The sequence below is a fragment of the Streptococcus hillyeri genome, assembly GCF_041081565.1.
GTDB lineage: Bacteria > Bacillota > Bacilli > Lactobacillales > Streptococcaceae > Streptococcus > Streptococcus hillyeri.
The window spans coordinates 1,033,699-1,050,964 of record NZ_CP163513.1 but is presented as its reverse complement, the minus strand read 5'-3'; the positions used below and the strand labels follow the sequence as shown (position 1 = coordinate 1,050,964).

14 protein-coding genes are annotated in these 17,266 nt (G+C 39.4%); 1 reads left to right on the top strand and 13 read right to left on the bottom strand.

Annotated elements, in window-relative coordinates; genetic code table 11:
- Positions 1-96: 96 nt before the first annotated feature.
- The 5 genes from AB6M99_RS04955 to AB6M99_RS04935 all read right to left on the bottom strand — a co-directional run bounded on the left by AB6M99_RS04955 (position 97) and on the right by AB6M99_RS04935 (position 7,917).
- On the bottom strand, positions 97-3,183 hold the full coding sequence (locus AB6M99_RS04955; protein WP_369351156.1) for a hypothetical protein: 3,087 nt from the start codon (positions 3,181-3,183) through the stop codon (positions 97-99).
- Positions 3,184-3,486: 303 nt separating this feature from the next.
- Entirely contained in the window at positions 3,487-4,083 is a 597-nt protein-coding gene (recR, locus tag AB6M99_RS04950) for a recombination mediator RecR (protein WP_121834486.1), read from the bottom strand.
- Positions 4,084-4,095: 12 nt separating this feature from the next.
- A complete protein-coding gene (gene pbp2b / locus AB6M99_RS04945) occupies positions 4,096-6,171 on the bottom strand; it encodes a penicillin-binding protein PBP2B (protein ID WP_121834485.1) in 2,076 nt (691 codons plus the stop codon).
- Positions 6,172-6,262: 91 nt separating this feature from the next.
- A complete protein-coding gene (locus AB6M99_RS04940; protein ID WP_121834484.1) occupies positions 6,263-7,027 on the bottom strand; it encodes a formate/nitrite transporter family protein in 765 nt (254 codons plus the stop codon).
- Positions 7,028-7,221: 194 nt separating this feature from the next.
- Positions 7,222-7,917, bottom strand: coding sequence for a phosphoglycerate mutase (locus AB6M99_RS04935; RefSeq protein ID WP_121834483.1), 696 nt, complete (start codon positions 7,915-7,917; stop codon positions 7,222-7,224).
- A gap of 325 nt (positions 7,918-8,242) precedes the next feature.
- On the opposite strand from AB6M99_RS04935, the gene AB6M99_RS04930 reads away from it, so the two are divergent.
- Entirely contained in the window at positions 8,243-9,178 is a 936-nt protein-coding gene (locus tag AB6M99_RS04930) for a dihydroorotate oxidase (protein WP_369351154.1), read from the top strand.
- 63 nt (positions 9,179-9,241) lie between these two features.
- Here AB6M99_RS04930 and AB6M99_RS04925 read toward each other — a convergent pair whose 3' ends face one another.
- From AB6M99_RS04925 to AB6M99_RS04890, 8 genes are all read right to left on the bottom strand, one after another.
- Positions 9,242-10,087, bottom strand: a complete 846-nt coding sequence (locus tag AB6M99_RS04925) for a DNA/RNA non-specific endonuclease (RefSeq protein WP_121834481.1) — start codon at positions 10,085-10,087, stop codon at positions 9,242-9,244.
- Positions 10,088-10,288: 201 nt separating this feature from the next.
- Entirely contained in the window at positions 10,289-10,477 is a 189-nt protein-coding gene (locus tag AB6M99_RS04920) for a DNA-directed RNA polymerase subunit beta (protein ID WP_121834480.1), read from the bottom strand.
- 95 nt (positions 10,478-10,572) lie between these two features.
- On the bottom strand, positions 10,573-11,841 hold the full coding sequence (murA, locus tag AB6M99_RS04915) for a UDP-N-acetylglucosamine 1-carboxyvinyltransferase (RefSeq protein ID WP_369351153.1): 1,269 nt from the start codon (positions 11,839-11,841) through the stop codon (positions 10,573-10,575).
- Positions 11,842-12,174: 333 nt separating this feature from the next.
- Positions 12,175-12,570, bottom strand: a complete 396-nt coding sequence (locus AB6M99_RS04910) for an SMI1/KNR4 family protein (RefSeq protein ID WP_121834479.1) — start codon at positions 12,568-12,570, stop codon at positions 12,175-12,177.
- Between the two features lie 42 nt (positions 12,571-12,612).
- Positions 12,613-14,151 (bottom strand): ABC-F family ATP-binding cassette domain-containing protein, encoded by a 1,539-nt coding sequence (locus AB6M99_RS04905; RefSeq protein ID WP_121834478.1) that lies wholly within the window; start codon positions 14,149-14,151, stop codon positions 12,613-12,615.
- Between the two features lie 85 nt (positions 14,152-14,236).
- Positions 14,237-14,677 carry a GNAT family N-acetyltransferase gene (locus tag AB6M99_RS04900; protein ID WP_121834477.1) on the bottom strand — a complete coding sequence of 147 codons (441 nt, stop codon included), beginning with the start codon at positions 14,675-14,677 and terminating at the stop codon, positions 14,237-14,239.
- Positions 14,678-14,683: 6 nt separating this feature from the next.
- Positions 14,684-16,105: a DUF2130 domain-containing protein gene (locus tag AB6M99_RS04895; RefSeq protein WP_369351151.1), complete on the bottom strand. Its 1,422-nt coding sequence runs from the start codon at positions 16,103-16,105 to the stop codon at positions 14,684-14,686.
- Positions 16,106-16,269: 164 nt separating this feature from the next.
- The gene (locus AB6M99_RS04890) at positions 16,270-17,232 is read right to left on the bottom strand and encodes an aromatic acid exporter family protein (RefSeq protein WP_369351150.1); all 963 of its coding nucleotides are present in this window, start codon (positions 17,230-17,232) and stop codon (positions 16,270-16,272) included.
- Positions 17,233-17,266 lie beyond the last annotated feature (34 nt).

Below are 17,266 nucleotides of genomic sequence, written 5' to 3'. Positions count from 1 at the left end.
GCATTACTTTCTAAACAGAACAAACAAAAGGTCTGAGAGGTAATTCTCGGACCTTTTGTGTCTTTAGGAGAGGTAATAAGATAACTGTTATAAAAATTACTCAGTTTCAGTAACTGTCTCTACTGGGATTGTTTCCAAAGTTTCAGTCACTTCAACCTTGTCAGTCATAGGTTCTGCAATTGTTGCCACTTCAAATTTGTCGTTTAACGTCAAACCTAGAAGCTCTGCAACTGCTGTCATTTTAACTTTCATTTCAGCAACTAAGCTAGCAAGTGTGTCGTCACAAACTAACTCACCTAATTTTTCATCAATTTGTGAATCCAATGTCATCATTTCTTGATGAAGAGGTTCAACTGTTTTGAAAAGCTCATTGTCACGCTCCAAGGTTTTAACCGTATTCATCAATGTACGATAATTTGCTTGAATATCGTAAGCAGCTTTTTTATTTTCAACTTGTGCTTTTAACCCTTTGGCAAGCTCTGACAACTTAGTTGCGACAGCATCAATACCCGCTTGACCTAACTCTTCTGCTTCCAAGCCTTTTTTAGCTTCTTCGACATCTTTATCAAATGCTTTAATGGTAGCTTCTGAAAGTTCTGTAGTTGCTGCCTTTTTAGATTCATTCACTTCTTTCAATGCTGAAAGATATTGTTCGCCATTAACTTTCCAACCAAGAATTTGGAATTCAGAGAGGTATGGAGTATCTTCGCCTTTTGTAGATTTAATGATAAGTTTACAGAATCGAGCGACTCCCCCTCCACGAATCTGTTGTTCTTCAATCAGTTTTCCATCTGTTATTTCAGCAATCTGTACCCAGTCTTCTGGTTTCAATTGAGATACATTTGTCACTAGAGGATTTTTTGGAATCCAGATAGTTGCTGAGGTAATCACACTGTTTGGACGTTTTAAGCCACCAACTTCTTCTGCATTTATCAGTCTGAGATAATTAATGTGCGATAAACTACCCAAATCCAACGTAAATTCACTATCTTGACGATAAGAAATATAATGTGTTGACTTATTGTTGTCTATGGCTCTCTTAATAACTTCCTTCATATCCCAATAGGTATTGACTGGTTGCGCATTTAAAGAGAGATTTTCTAAAATCTGTTTTCCTTCTCCAACAGTAACGGTCATCGCATGAACTTCTTTACCATGTTTATCATAAACATGGACAATATAAGACTCATTTTCAGTTGTCTCAAGTACGTGATTGTTAGCTTCTTTCAAAGTAGAAGTAAAGCTTGTTATAGTGTGCTTGCTATAATCCGCCTTAAATTTATCATACGTCCAATTAGGATCAACAAATGTGCGATCATCAACTGTTTTAGTTTTGTAAACTTCAAACTCATCAGAGTTTCCAATAAAGAAATTAGCTCTTGTCACACTACCGAATATTGCGTCCTCAAAAATATTATAAGGCGTACCGTCAGCTGGAACTGTTACTTCTGCTGTTTCATAAATCTCTGGAAGATAACCACTTGGTTTTTGCCCTTCAAAAACGATATCGCTGTTGCTTGCTGATGGGTTGTTCTTTTTAACTACAGCTATCAAGTGTTCTAAACGTTCTTTATCACCTTTAAAATCAAACTTGTTGTTAGACAAGTCAAAGTTCTTCAGACTTGTCATAGATACCACATCAAAATCAGCTAGAGATTGTAATTGAGAATTAGGAAGGTGCAAGTTTTCCAAAGCAGACATACCTGTTAATTTGATGTCACCTGTTTTACGTAAACTTTCTGGCAAATCAGTTTCTTTAAGCTCTTTTAGTTCTGTCAAATTAGCCATCTCTAATGAAGACAATTTAGTAAGCTTATTCAAACCTGTCAAATCTTTAATTGGAAGATTTTCCAATTTCAAGCCTTTTTCATAAAGTGCTAAATCACCACGATAAGGACTTACTTGCTCTTTAACCGCTTGTAAAAGTGCTGGATCTGGGAAGTCAGTGGCATCAATGAGTTTATAATTCTCATTTTTCAACATTTCTTTTTTCAGCTTTTTAGAAACAGTATAGTCTGTTTTGACGATTTCATCAGAAGGGTCTTTTACCCCTTCCGTTTTTGGAGCATGGGCTACCCCATCCCGATCAATCGCATAAGCAAACATACCTCCTTTGAGACCACCCGTTGGTTGCCATTTTGTATATGATTCTGCTCGAGTTCCAGAAATATCTTTACCAATTTCTAGATTAGAGGCGTCATAGTCCTTGATGTCATTCCAGAAGTTACTTTTAGTATCTGCATTTTCCTCATAAAACGTAAATCCAATCATAAATTGGCGAGGAGTCAGATAGTTACTGTATCCTTTCCAATCTTCATTGATTTTACGGTGCATATCTGACGTTGGTCCCTGTGCACCATAATACTGACGAAGTACAAAATCTAAAGATTCAGCATTTTCTTTTAAAATAGTATGGTGTTCCACTCCAAGTGTAGTATCAAGAATTAACATTTTATTGGTATCTTTACCAGTCTTACCAATTAATCTCGCAATCTCCTTAAATACCTTGTTGGCACGAACAATTTCAGCCTTTTGCACATCTGTAGCATCAGTCCTTACATTATAATCATGAAGCTCAACGTCAATATCAAGTCCATCTACACCACGATCATAAACATATTTTTGAACAATTTCAGCTGCAAGAGCTTTATTGCTAATCTCGTCATCATTTGGATATTTATCTTTTGAAAGACCGTATTTACCACTTAACTCCTTCACACCAATTGTCTGAACAACAGCAGTACCTTGTTTATGCATTTTTGGAATATATTCTGTTTTTAATGTTTCCCAAAACGGACTCTTTTCATAAACATAGTTATCAAAAACAAATAAGATATCAACCTCTTCTGGGACTTCTGCAATTGAATTAGGACGATTAAATGACGTGTTTAACTGTTCTTCATGGTACCCTTGTGAATCGGTGGCTGCATCCTTATTCTTTGTCGCAGCGCTATCATGCCATGTACGGAAGTATCCACCATAAAGCGGTCCTCTGATACCTGAACGAATTTCGTTGACGATTCCAACACTATCAGTTGCACGATTGGTGTTTTCTTGTGCCTGAACCACCATTGGTTGGAAACCATGAAGTCTAAAACTTTCATTTGCCTGTAATGTTGCACTTGCTAAGACTGCTGCACAGACTAAACCTACTGCACATTTTGTAAATTGACGTTTATCCATTTTTTCCTCCTTTGGATAATTAAAAAAATTAAAAACCATTTTTGTAAGCGCATTCTTTTTTGATTCATCTATAGTATGCTCCTTAGAGGATAAAAAAGAAACCTACAAACTATAGGTTTCATACAACAAATTTAAGTTTTATGTTGATAATACTTATCATTCCCTAAAAACAAAGAGGTACGTCCAATAATTTTCGTCACCAATCAATCTACTATAATTGACATTATGCTATTTTGGAAAAATGATTCTCAAAAAAAGAGCGGTAGAAATCGTTTTTTAAACTACCGATTTCTAACTCGCTCTCTATAATTCTGTACGATTTTCAATAGCTCGAAGAAGGGTTACTTCGTCCGCATATTCAATATCTGAACCAACTGCCAGACCTCTTGCTAAACGGGTAACCTTGATACCTGCTGGTTTTAAAACTCGTGAAATATACATTGACGTCGCTTCACCATCTGCGGTAGCACTAGTTGCAATAATAACCTCTGTCACATCGCCATTCATCAATCGTGTGATAAGGCTTTTCAGATTAATATCATCAGGACTAACGCCATTCATTGGAGAAATCAAGCCGTGCAGCACATGGTATTTCCCACGATACTCTTGAATTTTTTCCATAGCAGAGACATCTTTGGATTCCTCTACCACAAGAAGAAGTGACGGATCTCGTGTCTCATCTTGGCAAATGCCGCAAGGATCATCGTCTGTTAAATTACCACAGACACTACAATAAGTTAAATCACGCTTGGCGGACAATAAATTTTTGGCAAATTCATTGACATCCTCGTCGCTCATACCGATTGTATAAAAGGCGAGCCTTGTTGCAGTTTTAATGCCGACGCCAGGTAACTTTGAAAAACTATCAATTAACTTTGCGATTGGAGTTGGATAAAGCACTGAAATCCTCCCTTAATTCATTGGATGTAAACTGTTATATAGATTAATGATGTCACGTGTCATTAAGTGACTTGCCTTACTGCTAAAGTTCGTTTCGTGTGGTAAGACAACTGCTACTGCAATTTGTGGTTTTTCACTTGGTGCATAGGCTATAACATTCATATTTGTTGTGTAGATAGACTCACCTGAGTTGTTAGTCACATAAGATTCTGCCGTACCTGTCTTAGCAGAAATCGGAACTGCCGCACCCACACCAATGGCTTTACCTGTGGCATATCCTGATGGGCTATTCACCACATCATAAAACCCTTGTTGGATAATTCCCATCTCCTCAGCAGAGACCTTGACAGTATTCAAAGTATTTGCACCTTTTTCTTCCAACATATTACCAAGATTACCAGATTTATCAGTATCATACACGCCTTGGACCAAGTGCGGAGCAATACGATTGCCACCGTTAGCAACTGTCGCAGCGTATTGTGCTAATTGCATCGTGGTGTAGTTATCAAACTGCCCAAAAGATTCTGTCAATAGCGATGCCGAGTCAAACTTTTCTGGAATATATCCCGTTGATTCTCCTGAAACATCCAAACCTGTAGCGACTCCCAAACCAAAATCAGCATAGGTCGAACGTAATTTAGCCATGGCCGTATCTAATCCATTTGTTGCTAAAAACATTCCTGGGCTATACTCCTGTCCCATTAATTTCATGGCGATTTGTACCATGTAGGTATTGGATGAATATTCCAAGGCTTGAGTAGCTGTAATAGGTAGGCTCCCTAGAGTAAACCAAGATTTAATAGGGCTAGATCCCGCAAACTGAATAGCTTGATCATACAAGACTTGATTGCCACCAATCACACCATTTTCATATCCCGATGCAATTGTTGCCCCCTTCACAACAGATCCAGGTGTAAAGACTAAGGTCATTGTTCCAAGAGCGTTTTTAACAACCTCACCTGTAGTCGTGTCATGGGAAAGACCTGCCATCGCCAGTACAGCTCCAGTATTAGGGTTAAGTGCGACAGCATAGGCACCTTCAGAAAGTTCTACATTACCCTCTGCCTTCTCAGCCATAAAATATTGATTGAGAATGTTTTCAACCCCTTCTTGGAAGTTTAAATCAATAGTTAATTTAATATTTTTGCCTTTACTGCCTTCTTGCGTAATCTGATTAGCAATAACCTTGCCCTTTTTATCAACTGTAATCTGACGAACCTGAGACGTCCCTTTCAAAACATCTTCGTACGACTTCTCTAGGTAACTGGTCCCCACACGATCATTAAGTGAATAACCTTTTGCAAGGTATTCGTTAGCTTCCTCGGCTGGAAGCCCTGCTTTTTCACTCGAGACCTTTCCTATAATCGGTGATAAGGACTTGGCAATATTTTGTCGTTCCCAATCTGACCGAACTGAAATCCCTGGCAAGTCTTTATTTGCCGAAATAAGCGCTATCTGTTCTGCAGTCAAATCTACGGTTTTCAACGACGTTGTTCCAAAGGTTGGCGTCGCATTCATTTGGCTAAAAATATAGGCCACCTTTAATTCCTCGTCTGAAAAATTAATCTGCTCCTCTGTTACTGCTTCAATAGCATTCGCATAAATATCACTCTCTGCCAACTGATTGCCAAACTTATCATATTTCTTACTATCATCAAGAGAGGCAACAACTGCCTGATAATTTGAAGAATCTGCCAAATAATAATCCTTTTTCTCACGAGTTGTGACATTCGTTTCAGTGTAAGACACAAGAGCTGATAAATCCCATGCGATTTTCTTCATTTCCTCAGCTGTCGCAAAATTGCTCCGAGTAAAGGAAACGACTTCTTTAATGTCATTATCAACCAGTAAGGTTCCTTGCGCATCGTAAATTTTTCCCCTAGGACTTGAATTTTTCACCGTGTAACTTGTCGTTGCTGTTAATTTTTTAGTGTAAAACTCTTTATCAAGTAACTGCATTTGTGCCAACCGTAATAACAGTACAACAAAGAGTGCAACAATAATGGCAAAAATCAAATTGATACGGCTAGACATTTGACTTCCTAGCCGTTTTTGCTGCTGTAATTTCTTTCTCTTCCTACTTGCCATTTGACCCTCTCATTGAAAAACTTTGCAATCTATTTTATCACAATTACACTAAAAAAACTTGCTAAAATGATAGCAAGTTTCATCTTTTTTTCTAATCTTTTTTTCCATAGACCAAGAAGTAAAATAGGGAAACAAAAACAGCACCACCTACAATATTTCCAGCATAAACAAAGACAAAATTCTTCAAGAAATCAAACCAAGTAGCGCCACCTTCAAAGATAGCTGCTGGGATAATAAAGGCATTCGCCACGCTATGCTGGAAGCCAATCGCAACAAAGGTCATCACAGGGAACCATGTGCCAAGAATTTTGCCAGCTGCATCCTTAGCACCATAGCAGAGCCACAACGACAGACCAACAAACCAGTTACAACCAATTCCTGAAACAAAAGCCTGTGCCGGAGACGCTGCTAACTTAGCATGTGCCACTTCTAACGTTTCCTCTAAATAATGACCTGAACTTGTCAAACCAACAAAATGCCCAAAGAAATAAGCCACAAAGATAGCTCCAATAACATTGAACAAGGTTACAATAGCCCAATTTTTAAGCAAATCTACAAGAGAAATCTTTTTAGCAAAAAAACTAGCTGCGACTGCCATCATATTGCCCGTAATTAATTCTCCCCCAGCTAATAGAATAACAATCAAGCCAATCGGAAATGCTGCCGCTCCAACAACCGAAGCAAAGTGCCCCAAAGTCTCCATACCACTAGCTACAATACGAACATAAAGCAAATAGCCTAAGCTAATCATTGCCCCACCAATAAAGCCTAAAATAGCCTTCTGCAAGAACGTTTTCTCAATCTTATGTTCTCCGGTATGGATCGTTTTTTCTAAAATTTCTTCTGGCGAATACATCTTTTTTCCTTTCTGCAATCGTTTTCTAACGCTACTATTATAACAAGTTCTCTAAAGATTGCAAGACTTTTCACAAAATAAAAGGTATTTTCATGCTAATTTTATTTGTGAATGAGTATAATATCATCGAAAAGCGTGTGACCCAATTAATGTGATGGCAAAAAAGCAGACTAAAAGCCTGCTTTCGTGTGTTATTATTTGTCTTCCAAGTAGTACTCAGATACAACGTTTAATTTTTCGTCAAATTCGAATACAAGTGGTGGGAAGTTTGGAATTTCAACGTCCATGATTTCATCATCAGACAATTGTTTGATGTGTTTTACAAGGGCACGGATTGAGTTACCGTGTGCACCAACGAAAACATTTTTACCATCTTTAAGAGCTGGCGCAATTTTATCTTCCCAGAATGGAAGCGCACGCTCAAGCGTTACTTTCAAGTTTTCAGCATCTGGAATAACTGAGCTATCAAGGTGTGCGTAACGGCGATCTGTGTGAGCTGAGTGCTCGTGATCTTTAGCCATTTCTGGTGGCAATGTGTCGTATGAACGACGCCAAATGTGAACTTGCTCATCACCAAATTCAGCAGCTGCTTCTGCTTTGTTCAAGCCAGTCAAACCACCGTAGTGACGTTCGTTCAAGCGCCATGATTTTTCAACTGGAACCCAAAGTTGGTCAGCTGCTTCAAGCGCAAGGTTTGTTGTTTTGATAGCACGTTTCAAAACTGATGTGAAAGCAAGGTCAAACTCGATACCAGCTTCTTTAATCAATTTACCAGCGTCAATCGCTTGTTGTGTTCCTTTATCTGACAAATCAACGTCAGCCCAACCAGTGAAAAGGTTAGCTTTGTTCCATTCTGACTCACCGTGGCGAGCGAAAACCAATTTTACCATTAGTAGTCTCCTTTATAATTATGGTTTAAAACCATTTACCTTTACTATTTTACCCAAAAAACACAAAAAAAGCTAGTCTGAGAATACTAATTTGTGAACGATTTACCAATAATTCTCTTCAAAACGGTAAAAAATCAGTATCAGGTCCTTATGATAACCTCAAGGAAATTTCTGAAATCAATCTTAAATAACACATATTTCGAGTGTTTTCTACAACATAACAAGGTTATTTCCGAACATTTCGGTTAAATTTCTCTAAAATCTTGCAAATAACCTATCTCAATGATACAATAGAAAAAATTTATCTAAAAGGAGTTTTCCAAAAATGGTTTCTACTGCGACTAAAATAGGTAACTTTTCATTCACCAATTGCTTGATGAATGCTGCTGGGGTTTATTGCATGACACGTGAGGAATTAGCGGAGATTGAAGCTTCTACTGCTGGTTCATTCGTGACTAAAACGGGTACCCTCGAAGCACGTCCTGGCAATCCAGAACCACGCTATGTGGACGTTCCTCTTGGCTCAATTAACTCAATGGGACTTCCTAACAATGGTTTCCAGTATTACCTTGATTATGTAACAGAATTACAAGAAAATCCAGAAAGTAAGCCTCATTTCCTATCATTAGTCGGTCTATCACCAGAGGAAACCCACCTTATTTTGAAAAAAGTTCAAGAGAGTGACTACAAAGGTCTTGTTGAGCTTAATTTATCTTGTCCAAATGTACCAGGGAAACCTCAAATTGCTTACGATTTCGAGACAACTGAAACCATTTTAACAGAGGTCTTTACTTACTTCACAAAACCACTAGGTATCAAATTGCCTCCTTACTTTGATATTGTCCATTTTGACCAAGCTGCCGCTATTTTCAATCAATTTCCGCTCACTTTTGTCAATTGTGTGAATTCGATTGGTAATGGTTTGCTCATTGACGACGAAACTGTCCTCATAAAACCTAAAAATGGATTTGGTGGTATTGGCGGTGACTATATTAAACCAACAGCTCTTGCTAATGTTCATGCCTTCTATCAGCGTTTAAAACCTGAAATTCAGATTATCGGTACTGGGGGTGTTAAAAATGGGCGAGACGCTTTTGAGCATATCCTCTGCGGCGCTAGCATGGTCCAAATCGGGACAGCCTTACAACAGGAAGGGCCTAGCATCTTTGACCGTGTCACCGAAGAGCTAAAAGAGATTATGACTGAAAAAGGCTATCAAACGATCGAAGACTTCAGAGGAAAACTAAACTATATCCATTAATGTTAAACTGTGATATCTTAAAAAGCATCCGATCGAGTTAAAACTCGACCAGATGCTTTTTCTTTACTCAACTGTGGTAATTTTCCCACTATAGTAATCAACCGTTAAACCATCTTGAACATTTGGAACAAAGACATTAAACTCTAACTCACCATCTGAGGACTTTGCCTCTAGATGACTACCTGAAGCAATGAGGTTATCTCCTTCATAGATTAAGGTCACACGATAACGAACGCGTTTATTATTATCTAAGGCTTTACGAACGAGTGATTCGTAATAATTTTGACCTGTTGAATTTTCTAAATTCGCTTGATTTGACCACGCTGTTTGGACAGCGATGTTTTCAGGATTACTTGTTGACGCATCAAAGCCTGACAAACCACCAACAAGTGCATATCCAATCAAGTGACCTCTATCAATAGCATGATCAAATTCACCTTTCAAATCATGAATTTGATGCCAGCCAGCAGGACGAAAGTCCGTTCTTCCCTGCCCTGTCTGCTCTCGATTTTTATATTGACGCGTACTTTTTGCTAAGAGAGCATTACCATTTACTGGTACTACTTTCCCTTGTACACGTTTTGTCTGATTGGTAGCATAGGGAAGACTTGCTACATCAGCATTGAGTGACGTTTTATTGTCATTTATGATGAAAGCTCCCGCACCGTTCCATTCGATAGTGCCTAGCTGTTTTCTAACTTCGCTAGATAAAACTGACTCAGCTAAAGCTTGAGAAGGTGTCCCTTCTGCTGCTTCAATGTGACTAGCTGCTTGTTGCGTCTGATGACCTGTTAACGAAATGCCTAATCGATCAAACAGTCCCGTAGAACTTCCACCAAAAAGTCCAACAGCAACCGTTACAAGCAAAGCTAAAAGTGATAAACCCGTTTTGTTTTGTTTTTTATTCATATTCCTTTTATAAAGAGAGAGAGTGGGACAGAAGTCATGATTTCGAAGAAATTGACTTCGTCGTCCCACCTCCGCACAGTTGATTAGGATGGCCGCTAACGATTGCGTAGCAAGGGTTTAGGACCTCCAATCAACCACTGCGTCAATCTGTTATTACCATTAAAAATAGAAGGTTGAGATATTTATGTCCCAACCTCTTCACTACTGACCCGTAAATTTACTGATAATGCCCTGCCATTTTTCAGGAGAAAGAATAGAAAATGGTTTGGCGCCATCACCAAAAAATCCATAACCTAACACCAAACCAAGTCCAAAGCAAATAATACAGAGCACTAGGATGACAAAGATAAGCAGGAACTGCTTGCCGATGTATTTCCAACCAATATCCATAGTTTTGTTCTAAAGGGAGATGTTGAAACAAAGCTTAAGAACATAACTCTTAAGTGTGACGTGACATCAAGTTGTCTAACCCCCTTCTCCTTTCCTTAACCATTTACACGACTGATAGTTGCACCCAAGGCAGCTAATTTTTCATGGAATTTGTAGTAGCCACGGTCTAAGTGAGTTAACTTTCCAACGGTTGTTGTTCCCTCTGCTACCATTCCTGTCAAGATAAGGGCTGCGCTGGCACGAAGGTCTGTTGACATCACAGGAGCTCCTTGAAGCTTTTCTCCACCGTGAATCAATGCTGTATCACGTAAAATTTCAGAGTGGAGTCCCATGCGACGCATTTCTTCTAAATGTTGGAAACGATTTTCAAAGACCGTCTCAATCATCGTAGACTCACCTTTAATGACTGCCATAAGTGCGGTCATTTGCGCCTGCATATCTGTTGGAAAACCTGGATGTGGTAAGGTTTTGACAGCAACAGGCTTAAGTTTTGTCACATCTGAACGGACACGGATGCCATTCTCTTCCTCGGTAACCTCTACTCCCATTTCTTTGAGTTTTGAAATAAGGGGACGGTTATGCTCCCAAACAGCATCTTTAATCAGCACATCACCTGATGTCATGGCTGCAGCAACCATAAAGGTCCCTGCTTCAATACGATCTTGAACGACATCGTGTTCTGCACCGTGCATTTTATCAACACCATCAATGGTTAATGTCTCAGTACCTGCACCTTTTACCTTTGCCCCCATTTTATTCAATAAAAGAGCTAAGTCAACAATTTCTGGTTCACGCGCAGCATTTTCAATAACCGTACGACCTTCTGCTAAGGTTGCGGCCATCATCAGATTTTGAGTAGCGCCAACACTTGGGAAATCTAAATAGATATGGGCACCTTTTAATTTTTCAGCAATCGCAGTAATGTCACCACCAGCTTGAGTGATTTGGGCACCCATTGCTTCTAACCCCTTGAGATGAAGGTCAATTGGTCTGCTTCCGATTGTGCAACCACCAGGCATAGAAACCTTAGCATGTCCACAACGTGCCAAGATTGGGCCCAAAACAACGATAGAGGCACGCATTTGGCTAACGTATTCATATGGCGCCGCATCTAAAATCCAGCCAGTAGCATCAACCGTAACACGATTTTGTTCTTCTTCAAAATTAACGTCAATGTCTAGTCCGCGCACAACATTATTCATTGTGAAAACATCTGATAAGATCGGCACATTATTAAGAACAGTCTTACCTTCTTTGGCTAATATCGTCGCTGCTAAAAGGGGTAACACTGCATTTTTAGCACCTTCAATGATGACTTCACCCTGAAGACGTGTCTTCCCACCTTCAATAATAATTTTATCCATAGTTATCATAGTAGGGAAATTCTATCAAAATATCCCAAACTCAATTAGAAATCCTAATCGAATTATCCTTTCTTTTCATAAAAGTGACAATATTTGTCAAAAATAAGTAGGTTTATTATAACATAAAAGAGAAACATAGAAAACAATTGATGACTTTCTTATCCCGTAGTGGAAGAGCGATGAAAATAGACTAGAAAAAGTCCAACCTTAAATATTATGCCTCTCTGTAAATAATAGGCTACACACTTTCGATAAAAAATCAATTCTAGACTTTCTGAACCTTTCTTAGTGAGTCAAAATGAATCTTTGTAATTTCTTGAACATCAGAAGATGTTATTCAATCACTTCTGTCAAAAGGTATTCCTCAAATGACGAGTAAAGTTTTTCTGGTTTAACCGTATCATTTGGAATCGTTTGAAAAATTTCTCCCTTGGTATTCTGCCAGATGACAATACCGTCAAAGCCTAGTTCTTCAATCACATACATAGACTGCGTATCTGGATGGGTATACTGTCTGTTATTAAGTGTCACGATAACTATATTCAAGAAATGTTCAAATTCAACGCCAGTAAACTCATGTAATGATATTTCAAAATTCCCAAAAGCTGAGATTAACTGGCGATACTCATCTGCGAATGGCACTTCCAACTTCTTCTCCGCTTCTGTAACGTCAAAACTGTAATCTTTAATTTTATATCCTTGAGAGGTTAAAAATTCAAAAATTGTCATCATGTTCTCCCATAGTTACTAGGACTACCCATAGATCGCATTTTAAATCATCTGATTGAAGTCCCAAACTTCTGTCCAGCCATCATAGAATTCTGGTTCGTGACATACCATCAAGATTGTCCCTTTATAGGCTTGGAGAGCGCGTTTAAGTTCATCTTTCGCATCAACATCCAAGTGGTTAGTCGGCTCATCCAGAACGAGGACATTGTTTTCACGATTCATCAGCAAGCAAAAACGTACCTTAGCTTGCTCACCACCTGACAACACTTGAATTTGGCTTTCAATATGTTTTGAAGTCAAGCCACAACGTGCCAAGGCCGCGCGTACTTCTGCTTGGTTAAGAGCTGGGAAGGCATCCCACACAGCTTCTAGCGGTGTCTGACGAGAACCAGCTGTCTCCTGCTCAAAATAACCAATTTCAAGGAAGTCACCACGTTCAACGTCACCATCAAGCGCTTTGATTTCTCCTAGTAAGCTCTTCAAAAGCGTTGTCTTACCAATACCATTAGCACCAACGATAGCAACCTTTTGGTTACGTTCAAGTGTCAAATTAAGCGGTGCCTTGGTCAACGGGCGATCGTAACCAATGACTAAATCAGTGGTTTGGAAAATAAAGCGTCCTGGTGTACGTGCTTCTTTAAATTCAAATGATGGTTTTGGCTTCTCAGCTTGAAGCTCGATAATCTCCATCTTGTCCAATTTCTTTTGACGAGACATGGCCATATTACGTGTCGCAACACGCGCTTTGTTGCGGTTAACAAAATCTTGTAAATCTGCAATCTCTTTCTGCTGGCGCTCATAAGCAGCTTCTAGCTGTGCTTTTTTCATGGCATAAACAGACTGGAAGTTATCGTAATCTCCAGCATAACGGACTAAATCAAGGCTTTCCACATGATAGACAATATTGATAACGTCATTAAGGAATGGAATATCGTGAGAGATGAGCACAAAGGCATTTTCATATTCCTGCAAGTAACGTTTAAGCCAAGCAATGTGCTCTGCATCAAGGTGGTTGGTCGGTTCATCGAGAAGGAGAATATCTGGTTTTTCAAGCAAGAGTTTTGCCAATAACACCTTGGTACGTTGACCACCAGAGAGTTCCGTAACGTCAGAATCCATACCAAATTCCATGACACCAAGGGCACGAGCCACCTCATCAATCTTAGCATCTAAGACATAAAAATCACGAGATTCTAGGCGGTCTTGAAGTTCACCAACTTCTTCCATAAGGGCATCAATATCAGCACCTTCTTCTGCCATAGACATGTAAATGTCATTAATGCGAGCCTCTGTCTTAAAAAGTTCATCAAAAGCTGTACGCAAGACATCACGGACAGTCATACCTTTTTCAAGAACAGCATGTTGATCAAGGTAGCCGACAGTCACATATTTTGACCACTCTACCTTGCCTTCATCAGGTTGTAAAGCCCCCGTTACGATAGACATAAAGGTAGATTTTCCTTCACCATTAGCACCAACAAGTCCGATGTGTTCCCCTTTTAAGAGGCGAAAAGAGACATTTTCAAAGATAGCACGATCACCAAAACCGTGACTAAGATTTTTTACTTCTAATATTGACATTTAGGTTTCCTTTTTCTTCGTTAAAAAAGCCGTTAACACGGCTTAATATTAATCTTATTATCACAGAATATATGAGAAAAGTCAATCAGCCAATTTCAGGCAACTCTAATGCAAATCCATAACTCGTCTTTCTAAAACCATAACGTTCATAAAACTGATGTGCCTTTTCTCTCTCATCTGTTATGCCACTATTTAAAGCCAATGCTAAGGCACCTGTTTGACAAGCCTCTTCTCTAATCTTATCAATCATACATCTTGCAATTCCCTGACGACGATAATCTTTTCCAACCACCAAAGCAAGTATACGATAATAAAAACCATCTCGTTCAAAGAAATATAGTTTTGAACACCCAATAAAACCGACGACCTTCTCATCTAGGACTGCAACTTTCAACTGATAATTGGGTTGTGCCAACAGGTGAGTTAACCGCTGTTCTAAATCCATCTTATTGGTTGGATACCCTAAATCGGCATACAGGGGTAATAAATCGTCAATATCTGTTGTTTGATAATTTCTAATTTCCATAGGACTTTATTCCTTCAGCGCTTCAAATTTTGCACGCATGGTAGGATTTTTACGGGTTAATTTTTGGACAGAGACATCATCTAATTTATTGTTTGCTAGGCGTAATTGGTTTTCCGAAGTGGTTAGAGCTGCTTTGATAGCCTCCATTCGCTTGATGCTCTTATCAATTTCTTCAATAGCTTTTTTGAAATTATTGCTTGCGGAGTTATAATTCTTAGCAAAGGCTGTCTTGAACGTTTCCAAGTCTTCCTCAAAATGGGTAATGTCCAGATTTTGCTCCTTAACAAGTTCTAGCTCCTGCTTATATTTAAGGCTATTCAGCGCAGCATTTCTCAAAAGCGTGATAATAGGGATAAAGAATTGAGGGCGAACCACATACATTTTCTCATAAGTATAGGAAACATCGACAATCCCATTGTTGTAAAGCTCATTATCGGCTTCTAAGAGAGACACTAAAATCGCGTACTCACACTTCTTCTCACGACGATCCTTGTCTAATTCCTTGAAAAAATGGTCATTCTTTTTCTTTGTCGCTGTTTCATCACCTTCGTTTTTCATTTCAAACATAATGGAGATGATTTCAACACCGTTTTCATCGTACTCGCGATAGATATAATCCCCTTTAGATCCTGACGTCGCATCGTTATCCTTACCAAATTCAGCTTGTGGAAAGGCTGTCATGCGCAAGCGATTAAACTCGTACTCACAGTGTTGCTCTAGGCTCTCCCCAATCATTTTAGTAGACTGTTTAGCCTTGAAATCCTTATAGTAAGCAATCAAATCATCCTTCTGCGCCAACTCGAGCTGATGCTGACTAATCAAGGCTTGGCGGGATAACTCACCTTGCTGCTCTTGCAAGATTAACTGATTTTGAACCGTGTCACGCTCTTTTTCAACAGCCTGTAACGCCTGTTGCATCTCGTAAGCTTTTTCGAGTTCTAGGCGCTCTAGACGGGCTTTAAGCTCAGCAATTTCCTGATCTTTTGGGGCAATGGCAGAGCGGACTTCAAGTTCTTGTTCTGTTGATTTCGCTGCTAGTTGACCTTGCAGTTTTTCTAATTCCAAGTCTTTTTCAGCTAGCGCTGTTTTCAATTCATGCTGCTTCTCACTCGCTAAACTATCAAAACGAGCTTGCAACTCCGCTAAAGCTTTATCTTTTGAAGCAATAGCAGCACTAACTTCCTGATCCTGTTCCACTGCTTTGGTTTCGAGTTGACCTTTCAGTTGCTCTAACTCTAAATCTTTTTGAGCGAGGGCTGATTGAAGCTGATTTTTTGACTGCTCTGCTAATAAAGCTGTCTCCTTTTCCAGTCGCTCATGCACTTCTTTCTCAAAGGCACCACTGCGTACTTGTGCCAGCAGCTGGGCATACTCACTTTCATTGATGGTAAAAACGGTCTGACAATGTGGGCATTTGATTTCGTTCATTGGGTACCTCTTCTTTTCTAAAGCATCATTCTTTATTTGATTATACCAAAAAACGCCTCTTTAGGCGTTAAGAAAGTAGGCAATGGCTGTTGAGGCGTTCCATTAGACCGTTTTACAATGACAACCCATTTCAAGTCTAAAACCTCTTAATGGGTTCAATGCAGTCAGGCAACTTGTTTCCCATACTGGTTGTAAAAATCAACTTTGAGTTGGATAAAACGCTCAAGGTCATTTAATAGCTGAAAAAGCACTGCTCTGGTTTCAAATTCATCGCGCGTTTTTGGGTGAGGCCGCTTTCGGAATAACTCTCTAAACTCAGCAATATCATCCAGAAGGAGCTTAGCTGGGTTTTCTTGACTAAGTTGCGCTGCTGTTTCATAGAAAAGATGCGCCAAAATCACACTTTCTCGACTCTCTAATTGACAAGAGTTGACATTAACTGCCATCTGACGAAGGAGTTTAGATTGGTCCATCCGCATATCAAAATAATGCACCTGATAATTGGTTTGCTGGAAGAGCTGATTGTTGTGTTCTAGGTAAACCAATCGCTGCGCTTCCGATAACAGCTGGTCTAACTCACCAATGAGAACCGCCTCATTTGTCCCATCTCCTTTCAGTAAAAAACCATTAAAGCGCATAAGAATGGCTTTGAGTTTCTCTTCAACTCTCAGATGATAGTTCTCAATATCGGACTGCTTAGATGGCATATAGAGATTGAGAAGCAAGGCAACTCCTGCTCCAATAAGGAAAATAGCCATTTCATTCCACAACCAACTGATCGCTACGCTTTGTTCCAAATACAAATGCAGGACCAAAACGGTAATCGGTGGAATACCAACGGAAACATCTAACACATAGGCTAAGGGCACATAAAGAGCCATGTATAGGGCGACAACCATGAGATTATAGCCAAATAACGTGAAGAGGACAGTCGCAATCCCTAAGGCTAGAAGCGCTGAGATAAAGCGCTGACCAGCAATTTTGAAAGAGCTCCGTCTTGTATCTAAAACACTTAGAATGGCAATGATCCCAGCTGAGGTGGTATAAGCCAACCCTAAGCTATCAGCAATCCAAATGGCAATAACGGTCGCCAAAACGAGCTTTATCGTTCGATGTGCTACAGACATATCATCCCCCTTTTCTTGTTGTGATGGTTCCATT

Bases quoted from the DNA above. Each gene is read 5' to 3' on its own strand.
- AB6M99_RS04955 (WP_369351156.1), bottom strand. From the start codon at position 3,183: ATGGATAAACGTCAATTTACAAAATGTGCAGTAGGTTTAGTCTGTGCA.
- pbp2b (WP_121834485.1), bottom strand. From the start codon at position 6,171: ATGGCAAGTAGGAAGAGAAAGAAATTACAGCAGCAAAAACGGCTAGGA.
- AB6M99_RS04940 (WP_121834484.1), bottom strand. From the start codon at position 7,027: ATGTATTCGCCAGAAGAAATTTTAGAAAAAACGATCCATACCGGAGAA.
- AB6M99_RS04935 (WP_121834483.1), bottom strand. From the start codon at position 7,917: ATGGTAAAATTGGTTTTCGCTCGCCACGGTGAGTCAGAATGGAACAAA.
- AB6M99_RS04930 (WP_369351154.1), top strand. From the start codon at position 8,243: ATGGTTTCTACTGCGACTAAAATAGGTAACTTTTCATTCACCAATTGC.
- AB6M99_RS04925 (WP_121834481.1), bottom strand. From the start codon at position 10,087: ATGAATAAAAAACAAAACAAAACGGGTTTATCACTTTTAGCTTTGCTT.
- AB6M99_RS04920 (WP_121834480.1), bottom strand. From the start codon at position 10,477: ATGGATATTGGTTGGAAATACATCGGCAAGCAGTTCCTGCTTATCTTT.
- murA (WP_369351153.1), bottom strand. From the start codon at position 11,841: ATGGATAAAATTATTATTGAAGGTGGGAAGACACGTCTTCAGGGTGAA.
- AB6M99_RS04910 (WP_121834479.1), bottom strand. From the start codon at position 12,570: ATGACAATTTTTGAATTTTTAACCTCTCAAGGATATAAAATTAAAGAT.
- AB6M99_RS04905 (WP_121834478.1), bottom strand. From the start codon at position 14,151: ATGTCAATATTAGAAGTAAAAAATCTTAGTCACGGTTTTGGTGATCGT.
- AB6M99_RS04900 (WP_121834477.1), bottom strand. From the start codon at position 14,677: ATGGAAATTAGAAATTATCAAACAACAGATATTGACGATTTATTACCC.
- AB6M99_RS04895 (WP_369351151.1), bottom strand. From the start codon at position 16,105: ATGAACGAAATCAAATGCCCACATTGTCAGACCGTTTTTACCATCAAT.
- AB6M99_RS04890 (WP_369351150.1), bottom strand. From the start codon at position 17,232: ATGTCTGTAGCACATCGAACGATAAAGCTCGTTTTGGCGACCGTTATT.